This window comes from Paenibacillus psychroresistens (genome assembly GCF_009728935.1).
Taxonomy (GTDB): Bacteria; Bacillota; Bacilli; order Paenibacillales; family NBRC-103111; genus Paenibacillus_AC; species Paenibacillus_AC psychroresistens.
Genome location: NZ_CP034235.1, coordinates 5,048,479 through 5,068,067 on the forward strand (window position 1 = coordinate 5,048,479; position 19,589 = coordinate 5,068,067).

Consider the following 19,589-nt stretch of genomic DNA (forward strand, 5'->3'; position numbering starts at 1 on the left):
TTATAGGAATCCAAAACATTATTTAATCAATTGATGATCATCATTTTGTTACTACCACTGAATTAAACTATCGCATAAACGATCACATCAGAACAACCTCTTTTTTCTCAAGGAAATTTGGTAGTTTATTCGCGATAGGAATTCAATTCTAAGGAGGACAACAATATGAAGAAGAACTGTAATGTGGATGCACTGCCAGAGGTAATGAATGTTCAAGACATGCAGGTTTTTTTAGGAATCGGCAGAGTGCAAGCTTATAAACAAATTGAAAAATGCGAGTTTCATATTGTTAGAATTGGCAGATCTATACGATTTAGCAAGAAAAACTTTTTAAATTGGTTTCAAGGTCAAGTTGGGTAACACCTACAAAATTTCGTAAAAATATATATGTAAATGAGGTATCAAAAATGGCTAGAGCAAAAAAATATCCTGGTATTTATGAGAGAAATGATACCAATGGTAAATCATATTATTTTATGTTTGCTACAATTGACCCAACAACCGGAAGACGTAAACAGAAAAAATATGGTGGGTTTACTAACCACGAAGATGCCTATATGAATCTTACTGGAATGAAGAATGATCAACATAAAGGCATCTATTTAGAACCTTCTAGAATGCCCTTAAAGCAGTGGCTACTCCAATGGTTAGACGAGAAAGAGTTAAGCCTTAAAAGCGTAACACTGCAATCGTACAGAGCTCGTATTAATCTGATCATTAAATTTATTGGTGGAATTGAATTAAATCAAGTAAACAAAGATTTAATCCACAATTTTTATAAGGAACTCAAATTAAGTGCCGTCACTAAAATTATTAATGATAAAACAAGTACCTATAAGCTTTCTAGTCGTACCATTTACGATACTCACAAAGTATTAAAAATGGCATTATCACAAGCATATAAAGATGACATCATTCCTAAAAATATTTCCTTTCAACTTGTATCGCCAAAAGTTAATAAAAAAAATTATAAAGTGTTGAAACCAGAAGAAGTGAAACCATTTTTAATTGGAGCTTCAGATGATCCTTTTTTCTGTATTTTTTATCTCGCAATAACAATTGGTCTACGCCAAGCGGAAATACTTGGACTTAAATGGAATGATATTGATTTTCACAGACTTACAATGCGGATTACTCGTACTCTAGATAATGAAGATGAAGAAAATTCAGTAAGCGATGGGACAAAAAGTTCAGCAGGAACACGTCCTATTGAGATTGATAATGAAATTATTCTTGTATTATTAAAACAGAAGGGAAAAGTTGAACAGGATAAAAAGCTACATGGTGACTTATATCAGGATCTTGATCTTGTCTGTCCAACAGGGTTTGGTACGCCAGTTAACCCCAGCAATTTAAGAAGGAGTTTAAATAAAATTATCAAGGCAACTAAAATTACCAAAATAACTTTCCACGAATTACGGCATAGCTTTGCAACACATTCTTTAATTGCAGGGGTCGATGTGAAGATTCTTTCATTAATACTCGGTCACAGCTCCACTCGTATAACTCAAGACATTTATCAGCATTACATCGATGGAATGCAAGCCGATAGTTTTAAAAAATATCGTGCTCTTATGGCAAGTATTGCAGCAAATGAATCTGAGGAAACCGAAGAGTGAAACACTCTTCGGTTTTTCTATATCCCCACAATTGTTTATGGCAAGTCTAAAAGCCAAGCATTCTAAATGCATGGAGAGCGTAATTTTGCCAAATAACTAGGGGCAGCCTAGCTCCCTGCAATAAAGGATTTTTGAAATTATAGTAGTAACTTTGGTTATATTAAAATCCACTTCAATTTCGATCCACTCGTGTCGCTCGATAAATCGTTGCAAAAGTCCACGAATTTATTTCATTTTCATAGGCTCAATGAGTTACTTAGTAATAATGTTTCTGTTTCATATTGCTGGAATCTTATTTCATTGGTTTTAATTTTCTTTGAAACTTCTTTCACAGAATACAACTCTTAAAGCCCACTTAAATATGACTTCATCAGTTGGAAGTACATGAATAATGTGCCCGCCATTATCGAAAAAATTCGGCATTCTGCCATTCTCTATTCAGAACTATACGCATCCTAGGAAGATCGAACCTTAACCTCAGCATTGTCAACGATAAACTACCGTATATTAATTTTCTTTCTTTTCATTATTAACTGTAATTACAGAACTAAAATAGAATTTGCTAATCTTTTTTCACCACCGAGCAATGTAGTATAGTACCTTTGTTCGATTCCGAAAAGTAGTTTCTTTAGATCGATTTCAGATGTAATATTAAAATGAGAACTCTCTTCATCATATTGTAAATCTTCACAATAATCCTTTATATACCCAAATATACTTTGTCGATCAGTATCTGAGAATGTGTTTACTGTGTCCATTGCCATAGCTATACGTTTTCTATTGGCTGTTTTTACTTTGTTAGCATCAAATTCATTCTCAAGTTGGATGAAATCATTTTGTAAAAACGATTCGGTTTCTACTTGTGTTGCTTCCTTATAAAGGGAATCAATACCTCTAAATATACTTGAAATAGTAGTCAATTTTTTAAAGTATAAAACATCTTCATTTTTTTTATAGATAGCATCCGGGATATTATTAATTACCACTATTGGTTCGTCCTCAATAAACACTGGAGTGTTCGAGAGTGAAAGATATTTCTTTCTTATTATTTGGCTGTCCGAGAGCTTTTGAAAACAATAAGCACCTGTTTGGTACGAGCATAAGTATTCAATCTTGCTGTAGTTTACTGTGGCTATTTGATTATAATCTGCCGAAATAAACCTTCTCGTCAAAAATTCAATACAAAAATCTTTTGTGGAAAAGTCGTCTATTGCAAACCATTCATCATCTTCCAGTTTATAGGCTGCCTCATATGTTACACGATTGTCCAAATCATCAGGAATCGTAAAAATTTCAACATCCGAAATCAATTTATAGTATCCACTATTACTGCCTTTTGTTTTAGCAACTAAATGATTCACTTTACACCTCTTTCTCTATGAATGTAAAATCATTAATTCTTTTTAACTTCGGAAAGCTAATAGTACTTGGATCTTTAAGTGTACGTCTAGTAATCAGAAAAATTTTTATGTTTGTATCGGTTGTAAGATAGTAGAAATGGTAGCCAAAAAATAAGTAAAGAGGATTAAAATAAAGTGTCTGTGAAAGAAAGGTGAAAACAAATAGGATTACAAAAATAAAAATAAGCGTTTCGAAATGTGGCACACTTAATGCTACAAAGAAATATCCTAAATAACTTGGTAAAAATGCGTTATTTGCCTGTTCAACCTCTTTGATGACAGGTTGTTTATTATCTAGCATCTCAATACTGTCATTATCCAGGAAATTCGCAATAAATATGCTGAGAAATGTAAAAATAAGCGGCAATGCAAAATAAATGGCATATGAAATAAAATTAGGTAAAGAAGAAAGTTTACATATCACATATTGTTCTTTTACTAGATACACAACAACAATTAAAGAAGTCGCGTTAAAGGTAAGAAAAAGCCTTAATAAAAAATTCATTAGGATCACTCATCTCCTCAACTCAAGCCCCCCACATTTTGTAGTAGCACTTTATACCCATTTATCTTAACATATAAATGTTGTAAAATCTCGAATTATTGTAAAACACTGGTGGCTCATGTCCTGAATGATAAAAGCTATATTATAATTATTATTTGGAAACCTTTATGTAAATTATGCGTCTATTTAATTATCAAGTTTAGGGGAGCGGATTAAGTGAGAATTACTTGCTATTACAGTGAATATTCAGATATGGGGTATATTTATTTGAAGCCACCAAAAATACAATATGATGAATATAAACTAAGCAAAAACGAAATTACTAAATATGTGGACTCTGACCAATTAAATATACCCTATATTACAGATTTAGAAATCGCTTCTTATTTGGACAAGATGACCTTTGCAGTAAATACTTTTAAAGCTGACCATGAAGAAAGGTATGATACCGAATATGGCAATGATATGGATGAACAAGGTTATATTATTGGAATTGAATTAAACCTAAATCATGAACGATTTATTGAGCTTATTAAAAATGAAGCTTTTAAGCTAATTAAAACTGTGTGGAGAAACAATCAGTATCATCTGATAACATTCGATCATTTGGAAAATGTGTTTAAACAAGGTAACATAATTTATAAGTTGACTGATCAAGAAGATGCTTTTGTTATTGTCCAGCTTGTGGAACCAGAGAAGCTCGGATATCAATACTCGGACAGTAAGGACCGACATCCAATAGCTTTGTTCAAAGCTTTAATATCAGCAAGAGACGATATTTACCCACCAGAATATTTGTGTAAGGAAGAATTCTTTCTGCAAAGAGATTGAAGATTGATCTAGTAGCATGTTTCATTATCAATTATCTAGTATTAAATTAAGGATCTAAGGGAACATGTACTTCTTGCGGATACCCTTTAGTAAGATTTGGGAATGAAAAAAGCTAGAGCTTAATACCTCTAGCCACAAATGTCCTCACTTTTCTTATTGCTGCAATTTCTATTTTCCCTGTAACACCTTGAAAATACAACGGAGCATTATTCCACCATGGTGAATCAGTTAATAGCTCTTGATTAAATAATCTTTCCCAGCTTTCTTCTTTTGTGATACTAACTTCCCCACGATAAAACGAATCAAATTCTTCCTCGTTTAATGCAAAGAACCCATTGTTCAGAATGACATGCCAAGCATCAAAATCAGATAAAAGGACACGATCACTCTGAATTTCCACTTCAAGACTAACCGCTTGAGTTCCGCCATTGAAATGTCCACTCTTACGTAAGTCTGGTTTCTCTGTCCACAGCCATATTGGATATTCATTAGAATAATTAGGAAGCTTCTTTTCCATTTGGAGCATCATCCACTGATATGATTCAAGAAGCTCATCCCAAATAAATTCAGAGTTCCCGACTAAATAACCTACCTTTTGAGCATGCTCCCAGCCTTCTATTGTTTGATTAGTCCAGTAACGGGTCATTGAGAACCCCAATCATTTAGATTTTTATGAATACCATCTTCTAGTTCTTAATAAAATCACAACATAGATCACTAACGCTGAACCAAATAGTATATCCAATGCGAAGTTTGAATCAAATATGTAATGTTTATTAAGTGTTCTTACGAATACATAACCTGCTATCAAGTAAGTAAATGCAATCATAAGTGGGTGATAAAGAATCATCTTACCTCGATCATCTCTTCCTTCTCGTAACATATAGATAATATTAAAACCAGAAATCACCGCAATTACCCAACCAATCACATCATTCATTTTAAACCAATCAATCACATCATTCATTTTTCTCATCCTCCACTTCTTCATTGTTATCATAAGGGGTAAATGTAAATACTTCTGTGATATCTCTTTTAAATACAAAGGCAATTTCAAAAGCTAGATCAAGAGAAGGAGAAAACTTGTCGTTTTCAATAGCAGCAACAGTTTGTCTCGTTACATTCAACCGTTTTGCTAAGTCAGATTGTGTCCAACGATGCTCTGCACGAAGTACGTAAATTGTGTTCCTAGTGTAACCACTTTGATTCAAGTTGTAATTCACTCCTTTCAATTACATTGTACATATTCAATAACAATATGTAAAGTTAAATTAACATTTTGTATTAAAAAGATAACTTTTTGTTCCGGTATATTAACTTTTAAACTTGTAGTTTTTATTTTTTAAAAAAAACGTTACTTAGTCAATTCGACATAGTAACGCTCTGCTTTCTATTGTATATTCCAGAATGAAGAAGATAAAGTCTATGCCATGCTAGTACTATCTCTGATTACCAAAAAAAAGAGGCAACACTAAATCGTCTCCAAACTTAAATTAATTACCCAATCGGAGTTTTGTAATGTCCCTAGCTTCCCCCATTGTAGAGCACGTAAATAATGTATCTAACATGCACCACACTTGATTGGATGGGTAAACATTCCTGGTTTTCACTTCTTTGCTTGGGGCAAAACCAGACCTTAAATGATACATGAAACTAGGGCTCCATTCTTCGTCCTTTGCCTCAGGAAAAACCTTGCTCATATTAGTGACAATTTCATAATTTTCAATGTGATGAATGCTTTTGCATAGTCATCAGACCTCCTAAATAAACATTCAATTCAAGTAGTAACCGTTTTTCAGCATGTGTACTATCACTATAAGCAATCTTGGAATAATCATAAACGTCCTTCCATGTAATTACATCTACTGGGATGCCACTAACTATCTTTAAAACACGGTTATCGGCAAACTCTTTGCTGCATTCACTAAATACGATTAGTCGCTTAATAGGACATAGGCTTTTTCAGGATGAACAACTTCACGCATCATTGCATAGATGGAATGAAAGCTTAAGTAATAATTAAACCAAATCTTTGCTACAAGCGGTAATAAATATTTGCCTAAGAATATTTAAGGAGAACAAGACCTTTTCGTTTTTCTTTTTTTATTTTCCCGTTTAGATTATCTCCTGTTATCTTCTGTTTTCTTTAAGTACTCCCCATCATCTTCAGTATCACTTTCAAATTTTGTTACCGTATTGTTACCGCAAATAACTCAAAGCTAATTTTAATATCCACAAACTAATTATTCCCAACAAAAAAACCCTTATAGACTAAGGGTTCGTGTCAATTAATATTTGGTGGAGTCTAGGGGGATCGAACCCCTGACCTCATCACTGCCAGCGATGCGCTCTCCCAGCTGAGCTAAGACCCCGAATATTACCGTGGAAGGTAATACAATTCTAATGTCGCGTGAAGCGACAAAACCGATGATACCACAGGGTGAAAGCATCTGTCAATGAGTTGGTAAATATAGGCTCACCGATGGTTCAACGGCTGCTTATTCGGTTTGATGCTTGACTAGAATATGTGTGAGTTCTTTCATAAACATGTTGATATCTTTAAATTGACGGTAGACGGATGCAAAACGAACATAAGCGACTTCATCTACTACATAAATCAATTCCATAAGAATTTCGCCAATGGCACGGCTTTCTACTTCGGCTTGAGCTGTGTTGCGGACTTGCTTCTCAACTTCGGCTACAATAGCTTCTAAGTTCTCAGCGGTTACTGGACGCTTCTCACAGGCACGAATGAGACCGCGCATAAGCTTGTCCCTACTGAATTCTTCACGGCTGCCATCTTTTTTAATGACCATTAATGGAGTTTCTTCAATCATTTCAAATGTAGTGAACCGGCGAAAGCACTGCTCGCACTCTCTTCTACGTCGTATTGATTTGTTCTCATTAGCTGAACGGGAATCCAAAACTTTAGTGCCTGCAAAATCACAATAAGGGCATTTCACTTTTGCCTTCACTCCTTCATATTTAGAATTCCAAAGGTTTCCTGTATTGAGTTTCGAATATTGCACATAATACATTTACCAACCGATAAGGAGGTGAAACACACATGGCTTCAGGACAAAATCGCAGCAGCAATTCACTAGTTGTACCACAAGCAAGTCAAGCTTTAGACCAATTGAAATACGAAGTGGCTCAAGAGTTAGGAATCCAGATCCCACAAGATGGTTATTATGGGAACATGGTAACTCGTGACACAGGTACGATTGGTGGTAACATCACACGTCGTCTTGTACAAATCGCTGAGCAACAACTAGCTGGTCAATTTAAATAGTTCTTTTCTATTGTGAAGCATTTGGAAGCATTGGGCAAGCATTTTTAATGCTTGTCCGGTGCTTTCTTACATATAATTGTGGAAAAAGATTGTTACATATAGATTTTCTGGTATTTTTTATAATAATAAACGACTCGATCCACATATTTCCTAGTTTCCCAGAAGCGAATCTGGTCGATGCTTTCCAATTTACCATCCCATATGTTGGATTCACGCCATTTACTGACATTGCCAGGACCTGCGTTATAAGCAGCTAATACCTCAGCCATATTGCTATTAAACTGCTTGTTTAATAAGTTGATGTATTTAGTGCCCATCATGATATTGGATTTAGGTTCGTACAAGGAATCCATCGATAGCTTAGAGAAACCCTCCATCTCAAGAATCCATTTTGCCGTATCTGGCATTATCTGCATTAAGCCAACAGCACCCTTGATGGAAATCAACTCCGGCTTATAGTTGCTTTCTACACGTATAATCGCTGCAACCAATAAAGGATCTACGCCATATTTGGCCGCGTTAGCTTCGATTGCTTCCCGATATTTAATCGGATACATTATTCTGGCCAGCCAATTGCTCTGATAATAGAGAATACCAAGCAAGATTACTAAGAGTAGGGTTAGTATATACTTTTTAGGTACAGCTTTCATCGCTCTCCCTTTCTCTGCCAAAACATTTGGATTTGTTTTTCGGTTTCAGCCAAATCCCCCGAATTATCAATGACTATGTCAGCCAGCTGCTTCTTTTCCTCGATCGGCATTTGCGCTTTCAGCCTCAGCTTTGCTTCTTCTAAGGTAAGCTTGTCCCGCTCCATCAAACGTTGAAGCTGTAGCTTCTCAGATACATAAACGACCATAACCTTCTGAAAATAACTCTGCAGCATGGATTCAAATAATAAGGGAACATCCACAACGACTAGTCTATCCGGATCTGCCTCTTCGGCTTTGTGCATTTGGTCCCACATGGCTTGACGTATGACTGGGTGTGTAATATCATCCAAATCCTTACGTGCTGTCGGCTCATTAAAAATGATTGCCCCTAATGCTTTACGATGCAATGTACCATCCGGGAAAATGACCTCGGGCCCAAATCGATCTGCGATTTGTTGTAGAGCAGGACGTCCTGGCATAACTACTTCGCGCGCAAGCTGGTCGGCATCAATGAGTTTAGCTCCTAGATGAACCAGCATGGAAGCTACTGTGCTTTTCCCACAGGCAATACCGCCAGTAAGTCCGATATTCATTAGCTCGGCTCCTTAGGCTGGCATTGAGGACAATAATGGGTTCCCCGTCCACCTACCACAATTTTCTCGATCAAGCTGCCGCATTCTTCACAAGGTTCCCCTTTACGTCCATAAACCTGCAATTGCTGCTGAAACATCCCCATTTCACCTTGTCCATTTACATAGGATTTGATCGAGGAGCCTCCTGCTTCTACTGCTGCTTGTAAAGTCACAACAATCGCAGTGTGCAGCTTGCGCAGCTCTAACTCGGTTAGCTTATTCGTTTCTCGTTCTGAGAAGATCCCTGCTCTATATAGTGACTCATCCACGTAAATATTACCTAATCCAACAATAAATTCTTGATTCAGCAAAAGCGGTTTAATCTTAGTGGAACGATGAGCAATTCGAGCATGAAAAACTTCATAAGTAAACGACTCATCCAGTGGTTCCAGTCCAAGCTTATGCAAGGGCTTCATAATTAATTCATCGCCTGTTGCGAATAAATGCATGGTTCCAAATTGCCGTACATCCTTATAGCGCAGCTGAGTACCGTCTGTAAAATAAAACACAACATGCGTATGCTTCTCTATGGGTTCATCCTCTTGGTGTAAGCCATAACGGCCTTCCATCCTTAGATGGGATACCATTACAATTTCATCGAGAATGAATCGAATAAATTTGCCTCTACGCTCTATTCGATGGATTAATTGATTCTCAAGTGCTGCTGTAAATTGCTCGGGCTCAACAGGACGTTGAATGATCCGATTTAGTAATACCTCGACACGTTGAATTCTTTTGCCGCCAACGAGTTGGTTTAAGGTTCGAACTACGGTTTCTACTTCCGGTAATTCAGGCATGATTTGTAAACTCCTTTTAAATTACTTCGCTTCATACCAGCTGGCACCCGAATTTACGTCCACCTTCATGGGCACACTAAGCTCAAGAGCATGCTCCATAACCTCAGGTACAATCCGCTGCATAATCTCCATCTCTTCCAATGGAACTTCGAAAACAAGCTCATCATGGACTTGAAGCAGCATACGGCTTGCCAGTTTTTCTTGACGCAGCCGTTCGTCCATCTGGACCATGGCCAGCTTAATAATATCTGCAGCTGTACCTTGAATCGGCGTATTCATTGCTGTCCGTTCCGCGAACGAACGTAAATTGAAATTGGAATGGGCGATGTCGGTTAGATAACGGCGTCTCTTGAGCATGGTCGTTACAAAACCATCTTGACGGGCTTGTTTAACTATATCATCCATATAACGGCGTACCCCTTGGAATACGGCAAAATATTGCTCGATAAACTTCGCAGCATCGGCTCGGGTGATATCTAAATTCTGTGAAAGACCATAATCACTAATGCCATACACAATCCCGAAATTAACAGCTTTAGCTTGTCTGCGCATATTGGAATCAACGGCTGATGCCTCAACTCCGAACACATCCATCGCTGTTTTCGTATGAATATCTAAATTTGTATGAAAGGCTTCCATCATGTTCTCATCCTGTGAAATATGGGCAAGCACACGTAATTCAATTTGCGAGTAATCCGCTGCGAGTATCGACCAGCCCGTTTGATGAGGAACGAATACCTTGCGTATTTTGCGTCCTTCTTCTAGACGTACAGGGATATTCTGCAGGTTTGGAAATTGACTGCTTAAGCGACCGGTTGCCGCGATGGTTTGTTTGAAATAAGTATGAATTTTTCCGGTTGCCGGTTTAATTTCTTTCAAGAGTCCTTCAACATAAGTCGATTGAAGCTTAGCAAGCTGCCGATAAAGCAAGATGTGCTTAACAATATCATGCTTCGATTCCAACCATTCTAAAACCTCAACATTGGTCGAGTAGCCTGTTTTCGTTTTCTTATATACGGGCAGCTTCAAGCGATCGAATAAAATCTCACCCATCTGCTTAGGGGAATTAATATTAAACTCTCCGCCTGCATGCTGATGAATTTGAATAATAAGCTCATCCAGCTTAATAGCAAGCTGTTCACCCAGCTTTTTCAGCTCATCTTTATTAACTTTAATGCCCTTTAGCTCCATGGAAGCAAGTACAGTAGAAAGCGGAAGCTCCAGATCATGGTAAAGCTGGCTCATTTCATTCTTCTCCAGCTCTTTCTCGAGAATATCAGCAAGCTGATAAATCACATTTGCTTTGCGGCATAGATGTTCGCTAAGCGCAGCCTGCTGTGGAAGAATGAATTTAGCACCCTTCCCGTATATATCCTCGTCGGCTCGTATACCGGATACTCCGTATTTAGAACAAATGGAGTGCAGCGTATGACTGGTCTCCGTTGGATCCAACAAATAAGCAGCAAGCAAAATACAGGATTTAACGCCTTTAATCTCAATACCCTTCCAGCCCATTACAATTTCAGAGCGATGTAAATCATATAATTTTTTGGGAATCTTGTCATCTGCCAACCATTTCCTAATCTCTGTTGCTTCATTTGAAAGCAATAAAGAAACTGGTAAATAGAAGGTTTGAGCTTCCGAGTAAAATGAAAGTCCGATCAATTCTGCCGCATTTGGATTATCGCCAATCGATTCAACATGGATTGCTTGCACCTTAGGCAAGGCTGCTACGAGATCAGTTAGGCTAATTTCAAAGTCTATAGCTGGATCTGGCTTTAAAGCTGCTGTAGCCCAAGTTAAACTCTCTTGCTCTGCATCGAGCTCGTCCGAAACGCCACCAGACAAGTCCATTTTATCAATTAATGATCTAAATTCAAGCTTACGAAAGAGCGTCGCTACCGCTTGCCCATCATACCCATCATATTGAAGCTGTTCCAAGGTCTGCTCTAGAGGCACCTCACGAAAGATAGTCGCCAGCGACTTGCTCATCCGCGCATTATCCGCATGCTCAGCTATTTTCTCGCCCATTTTGCCTGTAATCTCGCCAACATGTGCTAAAACCTCTTCAACTGATCCATATTCCTGCAAAAGCTTAATGGCTGTTTTCTCGCCGACTCCAGGCACTCCTGGAATATTATCGGATTTATCACCCATTAACCCTTTTAAATCGATGATTTGCAGCGGACTTAAGCCATACTTCTCTTTGATTTCATTCTTATCATAAAGATCAACCTCGCTGATCCCTTTGCGGGTTATGGCAATTTTTACATTATCGGAAGCAAGCTGAAGCATATCCTTATCTCCGGATACGACAATGACCTCCATCCCTTGATCATCTGCCATCCGCGTCAAGGTTCCAATGATATCATCGGCCTCATAACCAGCAAGCTCATATTGCGGGATACTAAACGCTTTCAGCAATTCTCTGATTAGAGGAAATTGCTCTGAAAGCTCAGGAGGAGTCTTAGCTCTCCCACCTTTATACTCTTTATATTCACTATGTCGAAACGTCACTTTGCCCGCGTCGAATGCAACGAGAAAATGCGTTGGCTTCTGCTCATCCATCAATCTCAAAAGCATCGTTGTAAATCCGAAAACCGCATTCGTATGCAGGCCGCTCGAATTACTAAGTAACGGTAATGCAAAAAAAGCACGAAAAGCAATACTGTTTCCATCAATCAAAATCAGTTTACTCATTGGACACCCCTTCAGCGATAAGCATATGGTTATCATATCACACGTAGACGGTCGGATAAAACCTTTTTGCTCTGCATACATATAGAGAGTGATTATACAGGAGGTGTGAGCAACAGATGACGCGTTTGTATTCGCCAGAGCTGAAGAAGGTTATTTTCTTCGACATGAATCGAACCTTATTGGATCCCCAGCAGTCATTTCGTGACAGCTTTCACGAAACACTGCAAGAATATACGGGAAGATGGCAGCAGAACGATGCTTTTTCACCCGAGAAGGTCTTTCAAGCTTACACCGAGCAATGGCAAAAACAAAGGCGGGCAAAGAAGAATACCAAAGTTCCGCTAGAACAAATTCGTCTTGCTTGTTTAACCCATGCCTTTCAACCTTTGCCTATTCCTAATAAGGAACGTTTCCTCCGAACTTTTTGGCAGCAAACAAAGTCCAAACAAGACCAATCTCCAAGGTTGTTCAAGGATGTACGTGAAACCTTGGAACAGCTAAGTGACAAATCCTACAAGCTCGCTATTATTAGCAATGGCAGTAAGCCTAAGCAAGAACAGCAGCTAAAGCTTTTAAAGCTGCAATCGCTTATTCCCGAGCAGCATTTATTCAGCTCTCAGCAAGGTGGCGTGCGTAAACCAAATCCGCAAATATTTCGTCATGCCTTGCAGACCTTGCGCATCCCAGCTGCACAAGCAATCATGGTCGGCGACTCTTGGAACAATGACATTGTTGGTGCAGTTAGCTCAGGAATGGATGCCATTTGGATTCGACCGCTCCACAATCACAAACAAAGCCCCCAGCGGAAGCTTGGGAGCCGACAAGTAATGATTATTCGCCATTTCAGTGAGCTGAATTCACTTCTTTAATCTCAGTTACAGGCCTGTAATCCGCCTGACCATTAAGTAAATCGCAAGAGCAATATACACTGCCTTTTTGCGATTTAGCCTGCTTTTTCAGTTGGGCTGCTGCTTCTGAAATTTGCTCTAAAGTGATGGGCTGATACTTGCAATCACAGATTACCAGCGCCAATGATATCGTTACTCCATCACTGTTTACAGCATTGCCTTGACGATCCTTAACACCACGAGTGGTTGTGCCTTCATAGAACAAGTGAACACCCTGCTCAAATCTGCGAATAATTTCCTCACATAGCAGCTCAGGCTTATCATTATGCGATAGGATAATATAATCATCCCCACCAATATGTCCAACAAAATCCTGGGAATGTGCAAATGCCATAACCGATTGCTGAATAATATCAGCTGTGAATTGCAACAACTGGTCCCCTTTTTGAAAACCATATAGATCGTTATACCATTTAAAATAATCCAAATCCGCATAAATAACCGAGAATTTCTGGTTAGAGCTTGCTCTTTTTTGCAGCTCTCGGTGAATTTGAATATTGCCAGGCAGTCCTGTTAATGGACTTGCAACCCGAGCAGATTCTAAGCGAACATTGGTTATACAGGCAAGGATGGATTGGACAGAGGAAACGCCAGACATAAAACCATTCGATGTAATAATGACATAATCATAAAGTTTATTATGTAACCTCGACATGGCCATTTGCGAAACCTGCTCGACTTGTAGAAACTCATCAACTACAAGTGGTTCAGGGTCCATGGCAGACTCAATCGACCGCTTCCAAAACAAGGAGAACCCATATTGGCCAGCTAACTGTTGAAAAAGCCGTTCTCGCATTACCAAGCCAATAGGTTTATTAGCCGAAGTAATTACAACACCTGAAGCAACTTCATTTAAAGTAAAATAATCGGCAACATGCGATATTTTCGTCGAAAGCTCGAAGGTTTGGATGGGTGCTTTGATATCACCTATTGTCCAAGTCATGCCAGCTGGCGAATAATCAGCTTTTTGCTGTGTGATCATGGTCGTTAATCGTTCACTGATTACTGCAGCATGAGGCTCAGGCCTTCCCAATAAAAAGCCTTGCACATAATGAACGCCCATCCGCGATAACTTCATCATTTCCTCTTCGTTCTCGATCCCCTCTGCAATGAGATGGATATTCATTTTCTGGGCAAAGGTCACAAAGGTTTCCATGATATATTCTTTGATCTTGAATTTATGAATATTCTGAACGAGCGAACGGTCCACTTTAATATAATCCGGCTGAAGCTCCGCAATCGCTTGCAACGAAGAATAACCAGCTCCCGCATCATCGATCGCAATTTTGTAGCCTTGATTGCGATAATGCTCCAAAACTTTTTTCGCCAATGTGAAATCCTCGATTGAGATTCGCTCGGTAATTTCAAAGACAACATTGCTTGGACTAAGTCCTCTTTGCTGAAGGACCTCAAGCGTTTGCCCGGCTTTGAATTTAGGATCGAATATGACCGGTGAGGAAATATTGATGAATAACATTTGCTGCTTATGCTGGAGGATCGAATTCTGAATTGCTTTTTCGCGAGCCAGCTTCTCCAATTCGTAGAGATATCCATTCTTCTCTGCGAATTCAAAAAGTACGGACGGGGAATGAAAGGTACTATTATCTGGCCCTCTAGTCAAGGCTTCATATCCGAATAAGCTACCGTCGAATAAGGAGACAATAGGTTGGTAGACCATCCTGATGTTCTGTGTATCAAGTATATGATTGAATTCATCAAGCTGCGTCATTGGAGTGAGCATGTTAAACGTTCAGATCCTTCCTTTTCCCCGTCACCATATAGATAACGCCTTCACCGATATTCGTAGTATGATCGGCAACACGTTCTAGGAACTGAGCCACCATAATTAAATGAAACAACTGGCGATTATGAGGAATATCCGTACTCATTAATCCAGTCATATCCTGCATTAATGATCCATATAATTGATCTACTTCATCATCACGATCCGCTAAAGATGCGGCGCGATTAACGTCCTGCGATGTATAAGCAAGCAAGGATTCACGCAGCATTTCAATCGCGATTTCAGCCATTTTGGGAATAACTACTAAAGGGCGAACCAATTCTTCTCCAGCTAAACGTCTGGTGATCTTAGCAATATCTACGGCATGATCCGCGATCCGTTCTAGATCCACGGCAATTTTGCTGGCCGTACCAATAATCCGCAAATCACTAGCCATAGGTTGTTGCAAGGCGATTAGGCGCAAGCAGCGCTCTTCAATTTTAAGCATCATATCGTCAATTTGATCATCGTTGCCAATTGTTTCACGGGCTTTCTGTTCATCCAATGTGGAAAGTGAATCTACTGCAGATTGAATCTGTACCTCAACCTGACGCCCCATCTTTAATAAATCGGTTTGCAGCTCAATAAGTGATTGATGATAGCCCAATCTTGTATCCATTTGTTAGATCCCCTTTTTCGTTATTATGATGGTTGTTGCTCATTGATCATCCAAAACGTCCTGTAATATAGTCTTCCGTACGTTGATCAGTTGGATTGGTGAATATTTTGTCCGTCTTGTTGGATTCCACTAAATAGCCATTTAAGAAAAAGGAAGTATAGTCTGAAATACGGGCAGCTTGCTGCATATTATGAGTCACAATAACGATGGTATAACGTTCCTTCAGCTCTTGGGACAGCTCTTCGACTTTAAGTGTAGAAATCGGATCTAGTGCTGAGGTAGGCTCATCCATCAATAAAACATCAGGCTCAACGGCTAACAAACGAGCGATACATAAACGCTGCTGTTGACCACCTGATAAACCAAGTGCAGACTTGTTCAAACGGTCCTTCACTTCTTCCCATAACGCAGCTTGCTTTAAGCTCTTCTCAACAATTACATCTAACGTAGCTTTGTTCTTAGTCCCATGAATGCGGGGACCATAAGCAATATTGTCATAAATGCTCATTGGAAATGGATTCGGACGTTGAAAAACCATTCCTACACGCTTACGCAAGGATACAACATCGGTTTCTGTGTCATAAATATTCTGTCCATCAATAACAACACTTCCATCAATTTTCACACCGTCGATTAAATCGTTCATCCGGTTTAAGGTACGAAGAAAGGTTGACTTGCCGCAGCCAGAAGGACCAATTAATGCATAAATCCCATTTTGCTCAATGTTCAATTGAATGTCATGTAACGCCTTATGATCTCCGTAATACAAATTCAACTTGTCTGCTTTAATTTTATACTCTGCCACGATTATTTCCCTCCAGATAGTCTTTTTTGAATCATACGGCTTGGTAAGGCGATGAATAAATTGAATACCAATACAACTATAATTAGTAAGGCAGCACTGCCCTTAGCTATTTCGGCTGCATCAGGTGCTAACGAGCTCCCGCCTACATACCACAAGTGAACCGCAAGCGTCTCACCCATATTCTGCAAGTCGAAAGGCGAATGTCTAGCAACTGAAGTCCCTGCCGTATAGATAAGAATGGCTGTTTCTCCCAGTGCACGACCAGATACCAATGTTATTCCTGTTATTAAACCAGGCATAGCTGTTGGAATAAGCACCTTGCGAATGGCTTGCCATTGCGTTGAACCGAGTGCTAGTGAAGCTTCCCAATAAGAACTTGGTACAGCACGAATCGATTCTTCCGTAATCCGAACCAAGATAGGTAAATTAAGCAAAGCTAATGTTGCAGCGCCTGCTTGGATGGAGAAGCTCCAGCCCATGATGTTGACGAACAACAAAGCACCGAATAGTCCCAGTACAATGGAAGGAACAGATGACAAGGCTTCTACAGAAATTCGAATCAAATCTGTAAATTTATTCTTCCCGGCATAAATCGCCATGTAGATCCCTGCACCAATACCAATGGGCAATGAAACGAGCAAGGAAAGAAATAATATATAGAAGGAATTGAATAGCTGAGGACCAACGCCTCCACCTGCTATGGATTCAGAGGGTTTACCCGTAATAAAGCTCCAGGAAAGATGACTTAATCCGCCACCGAGTATCTGAATTAAGAACCAAGCTAAAATGACAATAATTGATAAGCCTGCAACCCAGAAGAAAATCGTGGCTGCTTTATCTGTTAATTTACTTAATCTCATTTAAGCTCGCTCCTTTTAGACACGACTCTGATGATAATAATCAGCGATAGCGAAACTAATAACAGGAGAAGCGCCATTAGATATAACGCATTGTTCCAAGGTGTTCCGTAGAAGGTGTTACCCATATCTTTGACAATTGCTGTAGTTAAAACGGTAGTTGAATCCAGTAAAGAATGCGGAATCTTAGGTGAGTTTCCGATTACCATGAATACAGCCATCGTTTCGCCAATCGCTCTTCCCATACCTAGTACAACTCCTGTGATAATTCCAGGACGAGCCGCAGGTACCAATACGCGCCAGATGGTTTGCCATCTTGTAGCACCCAGAGCCAAAGAAGCTTCTTTTAAATTCCCAGGCAATGCACGCATCGCATCCTCAGAGATAGACATAATAGTTGGCATAATCATAATCGCCAGAATCAATGCCGCTGGGAATATACCATAACCTGGTCCACCAAACACATCCGATAAAAAGGGAATAATGATTGTGATCCCGATCAAGCCATAGACCACAGATGGAATACCCACAAACAAATCAGCAGCAGGCCGTAATATTTCCCGCATCCATTTAGGCGCGATTTCAGCCATGAAGACAGCTCCTGAAAGCGCTAAAGGGATAGCCATCACTACGGAAAGCAAGGTTAGCAGCAAGGTACTGTATAAAAATGAAAATGCACCGAACTTAGGAACTTCAGCATCCGGGCTCCAATCTGTCGTAAAGAAGAACTCATGAATCGATATACTAGCAAACGTTTTACTTCCTTGTAAGCCTACAAACACTATTACTGAGAAAATGATAATCGCTACAAAAGCTGCACTTCCCACAAAAACCCAACGCATCCATGAATCCGTTTGGTTCTGTCGCTTAGTCCATTTACTAGTTAACGGCTTTTTGACTTTATCTTTGCCTCGCGGGTAATCCTCTACAATAGCTGACAAACTAAATCCCTCCTAAGGCGAAATACACATTAATAAAATCTATGTTGTCCTTCTATCATAGGAGAGTTTTGTTAACATTAAATAAATGAATTGTTAAGGGATTGTAAATTTATGATTTTATTTAGATGAGTCTGAGCATATGCACAAAAAAATAGAGAACGACACTATCCTGCTCATGTCGATCTCCAATTACATTGCACTAATAAAGATTTATTTCTTTAACAAATCTGGTGACAAGAAACCAAGTGCCAATACATCTTCTTTTTCAGTGAATTCTTTGCTGATCATATATTCTAAGAATGCTTTAGTAGCGCCAGTTGCTTCACCCTTCGTGTACATATGCTCTAATCCGAATAACGGATAAGTACCGTCTTTAATCGTATCGCTTGAGTATGCCACGCCGCCAATTTTAAGTGCATTTACTTTGTAAGTTGGGGCAAGATAAGGAACATCAACATAACCAATGGCACCGTCAGTTGTTCCAACCGTTGTAGCTACAAGCTTGCTTGAATCCTGTGTTAAGCCTTCTTTTGTAAAATCCTTGTCGCCTAATACGATTTTCTTAACTAATTTACGTGAGCCTGAGCTTTCTTGACGGTGTACTAAAACGATTTTCAAGTCTTTACCGCCTACTTGACTCCAGTTGGTAGTTACACCAGTGAAGATATCAGTAGCTTGAGCTAGCGTAAGATCTTCTACACCTACACCTTGATTAACAATAAGCGCAAATGGTGCGATAGTAACAATATGATCAACCAAACCATCTTTCAATTCTGCTGCTGCTTCAACATCTGAGTTACCAATGTCTGAAACGCCATCATGTACGTTCTTAACGCCTGTACCTGAACCGCCGCCAGTAACATTAATTGTTAGTTTGTCGTGATCCTTCATGAAATATTCTGCTGCTCTTTGTACCAATGGCTGTAATGCCGTTGACCCTGAAGCTGTAATTGTTCCTGTGATTTCTTCTCCGCCTGCGTTTGCTGCTTCTGTTTCTGTAGGTGCTGCTGAAGTTGTTGCTTCAGTTGATGGTGCGATTGATGTAGTTGAGTCGGTTGCATCTTCTGTTTTTTTACCGCAACCAGCCAGAACCCCCACGATAAGTATTGCGACAATTGCTAAGCTGAAGCCTTTTCTGAAAAATTGTTTTGACATGTTAGTATGTCCTCCTTGTTTTTTATTTCTCACTTATCATAGCAACCATTTGTAAACCCTAAACAGTCGAATTGTAAAGCTATTGTAAAATCTTA

At 39.1% G+C, this 19,589-nt stretch carries 21 protein-coding genes and 1 tRNA gene; 5 read left to right on the forward strand and 17 right to left on the reverse strand.

From position 1 onward, the window contains the following. Positions 1 to 165: 165 nt before the first annotated feature. On the forward strand, positions 166 to 360 hold the full coding sequence (locus tag EHS13_RS23190; protein WP_155702671.1) for a helix-turn-helix domain-containing protein: 195 nt from the start codon (positions 166 to 168) through the stop codon (positions 358 to 360). Positions 361 to 407: 47 nt separating this feature from the next. Continuing rightward, a complete protein-coding gene (locus EHS13_RS23195) occupies positions 408 to 1,619 on the forward strand; it encodes a site-specific integrase (protein WP_155702672.1) in 1,212 nt (403 codons plus the stop codon). Positions 1,620 to 2,158: 539 nt separating this feature from the next. On the opposite strand, the gene EHS13_RS23200 is transcribed toward EHS13_RS23195, so the two are convergent. Both EHS13_RS23200 and EHS13_RS23205 read right to left on the reverse strand, forming a co-directional pair. Beyond that, on the reverse strand, positions 2,159 to 2,980 hold the full coding sequence (locus EHS13_RS23200; protein WP_155702673.1) for a hypothetical protein: 822 nt from the start codon (positions 2,978 to 2,980) through the stop codon (positions 2,159 to 2,161). A gap of 1 nt (position 2,981) precedes the next feature. Continuing rightward, entirely contained in the window at positions 2,982 to 3,524 is a 543-nt protein-coding gene (locus tag EHS13_RS23205) for a KwaA family protein (protein ID WP_155702674.1), read from the reverse strand. Positions 3,525 to 3,791: 267 nt separating this feature from the next. On the opposite strand from EHS13_RS23205, the gene EHS13_RS23210 reads away from it, so the two are divergent. Beyond that, positions 3,792 to 4,355, forward strand: a complete 564-nt coding sequence (locus EHS13_RS23210; protein WP_155702675.1) for a hypothetical protein — start codon at positions 3,792 to 3,794, stop codon at positions 4,353 to 4,355. 112 nt (positions 4,356 to 4,467) lie between these two features. Here EHS13_RS23210 and EHS13_RS23215 read toward each other — a convergent pair whose 3' ends face one another. From EHS13_RS23215 to nrdR, 5 genes are all read right to left on the reverse strand, one after another. Continuing rightward, positions 4,468 to 5,001: a DUF3841 domain-containing protein gene (locus EHS13_RS23215; protein ID WP_155702676.1), complete on the reverse strand. Its 534-nt coding sequence runs from the start codon at positions 4,999 to 5,001 to the stop codon at positions 4,468 to 4,470. A 24-nt stretch (positions 5,002 to 5,025) separates the two neighbouring features. Next, positions 5,026 to 5,322, reverse strand: a complete 297-nt coding sequence (locus EHS13_RS23220) for a hypothetical protein (RefSeq protein WP_155702677.1) — start codon at positions 5,320 to 5,322, stop codon at positions 5,026 to 5,028. Then, positions 5,315 to 5,566: a helix-turn-helix transcriptional regulator gene (locus tag EHS13_RS23225; RefSeq protein ID WP_155702678.1), complete on the reverse strand. Its 252-nt coding sequence runs from the start codon at positions 5,564 to 5,566 to the stop codon at positions 5,315 to 5,317. Before EHS13_RS23225 ends, EHS13_RS23220 begins: the two co-directional genes overlap by 8 nt. Before the next feature lie 1,085 nt (positions 5,567 to 6,651). After that, positions 6,652 to 6,727 (reverse strand) — tRNA-Ala (locus EHS13_RS23230). A gap of 126 nt (positions 6,728 to 6,853) precedes the next feature. Then, positions 6,854 to 7,318: a transcriptional regulator NrdR gene (gene nrdR, locus EHS13_RS23235; protein WP_155702679.1), complete on the reverse strand. Its 465-nt coding sequence runs from the start codon at positions 7,316 to 7,318 to the stop codon at positions 6,854 to 6,856. 104 nt (positions 7,319 to 7,422) lie between these two features. Here nrdR and EHS13_RS23240 point away from each other — a divergent pair, with 104 nt between their 5' ends. Beyond that, positions 7,423 to 7,647: an alpha/beta-type small acid-soluble spore protein gene (locus EHS13_RS23240; RefSeq protein ID WP_155702680.1), complete on the forward strand. Its 225-nt coding sequence runs from the start codon at positions 7,423 to 7,425 to the stop codon at positions 7,645 to 7,647. 92 nt (positions 7,648 to 7,739) lie between these two features. On the opposite strand, the gene EHS13_RS23245 is transcribed toward EHS13_RS23240, so the two are convergent. Genes EHS13_RS23245 through polA form a run of 4 tightly spaced genes read right to left on the reverse strand, consistent with a single transcriptional unit; the run spans position 7,740 to position 12,426 of the window. Beyond that, positions 7,740 to 8,318, reverse strand: a complete 579-nt coding sequence (locus EHS13_RS23245) for a lytic transglycosylase domain-containing protein (RefSeq protein ID WP_319633388.1) — start codon at positions 8,316 to 8,318, stop codon at positions 7,740 to 7,742. Further along, positions 8,294 to 8,890, reverse strand: a complete 597-nt coding sequence (gene coaE / locus EHS13_RS23250) for a dephospho-CoA kinase (RefSeq protein ID WP_155702681.1) — start codon at positions 8,888 to 8,890, stop codon at positions 8,294 to 8,296. Before coaE ends, EHS13_RS23245 begins: the two co-directional genes overlap by 25 nt. Continuing rightward, complete coding sequence (gene mutM, locus EHS13_RS23255) at positions 8,890 to 9,726, reverse strand: DNA-formamidopyrimidine glycosylase (protein WP_155702682.1); 837 nt, start codon at positions 9,724 to 9,726, stop codon at positions 8,890 to 8,892. Before mutM ends, coaE begins: the two co-directional genes overlap by 1 nt. A gap of 21 nt (positions 9,727 to 9,747) precedes the next feature. Beyond that, positions 9,748 to 12,426, reverse strand: coding sequence for a DNA polymerase I (gene polA / locus EHS13_RS23260; RefSeq protein ID WP_155702683.1), 2,679 nt, complete (start codon positions 12,424 to 12,426; stop codon positions 9,748 to 9,750). Between the two features lie 116 nt (positions 12,427 to 12,542). Here polA and EHS13_RS23265 point away from each other — a divergent pair, with 116 nt between their 5' ends. After that, positions 12,543 to 13,295: an HAD family hydrolase gene (locus EHS13_RS23265; protein WP_155702684.1), complete on the forward strand. Its 753-nt coding sequence runs from the start codon at positions 12,543 to 12,545 to the stop codon at positions 13,293 to 13,295. Here EHS13_RS23265 and EHS13_RS23270 read toward each other — a convergent pair. The 6 genes from EHS13_RS23270 to EHS13_RS23295 form a co-directional block, all read right to left on the reverse strand. Beyond that, positions 13,270 to 15,063, reverse strand: a complete 1,794-nt coding sequence (locus EHS13_RS23270; RefSeq protein WP_227013488.1) for a GGDEF domain-containing protein — start codon at positions 15,061 to 15,063, stop codon at positions 13,270 to 13,272. The two genes, EHS13_RS23265 and EHS13_RS23270, sit on opposite strands and share 26 nt — an antisense overlap. A 13-nt stretch (positions 15,064 to 15,076) precedes the next feature. Continuing rightward, on the reverse strand, positions 15,077 to 15,736 hold the full coding sequence (phoU, locus tag EHS13_RS23275) for a phosphate signaling complex protein PhoU (RefSeq protein ID WP_155702686.1): 660 nt from the start codon (positions 15,734 to 15,736) through the stop codon (positions 15,077 to 15,079). Between the two features lie 46 nt (positions 15,737 to 15,782). Continuing rightward, on the reverse strand, positions 15,783 to 16,541 hold the full coding sequence (gene pstB, locus EHS13_RS23280) for a phosphate ABC transporter ATP-binding protein PstB (protein WP_227013489.1): 759 nt from the start codon (positions 16,539 to 16,541) through the stop codon (positions 15,783 to 15,785). 2 nt (positions 16,542 to 16,543) lie between these two features. After that, positions 16,544 to 17,401: a phosphate ABC transporter permease PstA gene (gene pstA, locus EHS13_RS23285; protein ID WP_155702688.1), complete on the reverse strand. Its 858-nt coding sequence runs from the start codon at positions 17,399 to 17,401 to the stop codon at positions 16,544 to 16,546. Beyond that, positions 17,398 to 18,240, reverse strand: a complete 843-nt coding sequence (gene pstC / locus EHS13_RS23290; protein WP_155705485.1) for a phosphate ABC transporter permease subunit PstC — start codon at positions 18,238 to 18,240, stop codon at positions 17,398 to 17,400. Before pstC ends, pstA begins: the two co-directional genes overlap by 4 nt. 309 nt (positions 18,241 to 18,549) lie before the next feature. After that, positions 18,550 to 19,494, reverse strand: coding sequence for a phosphate ABC transporter substrate-binding protein (locus EHS13_RS23295; protein ID WP_155702689.1), 945 nt, complete (start codon positions 19,492 to 19,494; stop codon positions 18,550 to 18,552). Between the last annotated feature and the right edge of the window lie 95 nt (positions 19,495 to 19,589).

Excerpts from the sequence above, each read along its gene's own strand:
- pstA (WP_155702688.1), bottom strand. The coding sequence starts at position 17,401 with ATGAGATTAAGTAAATTAACAGATAAAGCAGCCACGATTTTCTTCTGG.
- EHS13_RS23295 (WP_155702689.1), bottom strand. The coding sequence starts at position 19,494 with ATGTCAAAACAATTTTTCAGAAAAGGCTTCAGCTTAGCAATTGTCGCA.
- EHS13_RS23240 (WP_155702680.1), top strand. The coding sequence starts at position 7,423 with ATGGCTTCAGGACAAAATCGCAGCAGCAATTCACTAGTTGTACCACAA.
- polA (WP_155702683.1), bottom strand. The coding sequence starts at position 12,426 with ATGAGTAAACTGATTTTGATTGATGGAAACAGTATTGCTTTTCGTGCT.
- phoU (WP_155702686.1), bottom strand. The coding sequence starts at position 15,736 with ATGGATACAAGATTGGGCTATCATCAATCACTTATTGAGCTGCAAACC.
- EHS13_RS23195 (WP_155702672.1), top strand. The coding sequence starts at position 408 with ATGGCTAGAGCAAAAAAATATCCTGGTATTTATGAGAGAAATGATACC.
- EHS13_RS23190 (WP_155702671.1), top strand. The coding sequence starts at position 166 with ATGAAGAAGAACTGTAATGTGGATGCACTGCCAGAGGTAATGAATGTT.
- EHS13_RS23265 (WP_155702684.1), top strand. The coding sequence starts at position 12,543 with ATGACGCGTTTGTATTCGCCAGAGCTGAAGAAGGTTATTTTCTTCGAC.
- EHS13_RS23220 (WP_155702677.1), bottom strand. The coding sequence starts at position 5,322 with ATGAATGATGTGATTGATTGGTTTAAAATGAATGATGTGATTGGTTGG.
- pstC (WP_155705485.1), bottom strand. The coding sequence starts at position 18,240 with ATGCGTTGGGTTTTTGTGGGAAGTGCAGCTTTTGTAGCGATTATCATT.
- coaE (WP_155702681.1), bottom strand. The coding sequence starts at position 8,890 with ATGAATATCGGACTTACTGGCGGTATTGCCTGTGGGAAAAGCACAGTA.
- mutM (WP_155702682.1), bottom strand. The coding sequence starts at position 9,726 with ATGCCTGAATTACCGGAAGTAGAAACCGTAGTTCGAACCTTAAACCAA.
- EHS13_RS23270 (WP_227013488.1), bottom strand. The coding sequence starts at position 15,063 with ATGACGCAGCTTGATGAATTCAATCATATACTTGATACACAGAACATC.
- EHS13_RS23215 (WP_155702676.1), bottom strand. The coding sequence starts at position 5,001 with ATGACCCGTTACTGGACTAATCAAACAATAGAAGGCTGGGAGCATGCT.
- EHS13_RS23205 (WP_155702674.1), bottom strand. The coding sequence starts at position 3,524 with ATGAATTTTTTATTAAGGCTTTTTCTTACCTTTAACGCGACTTCTTTA.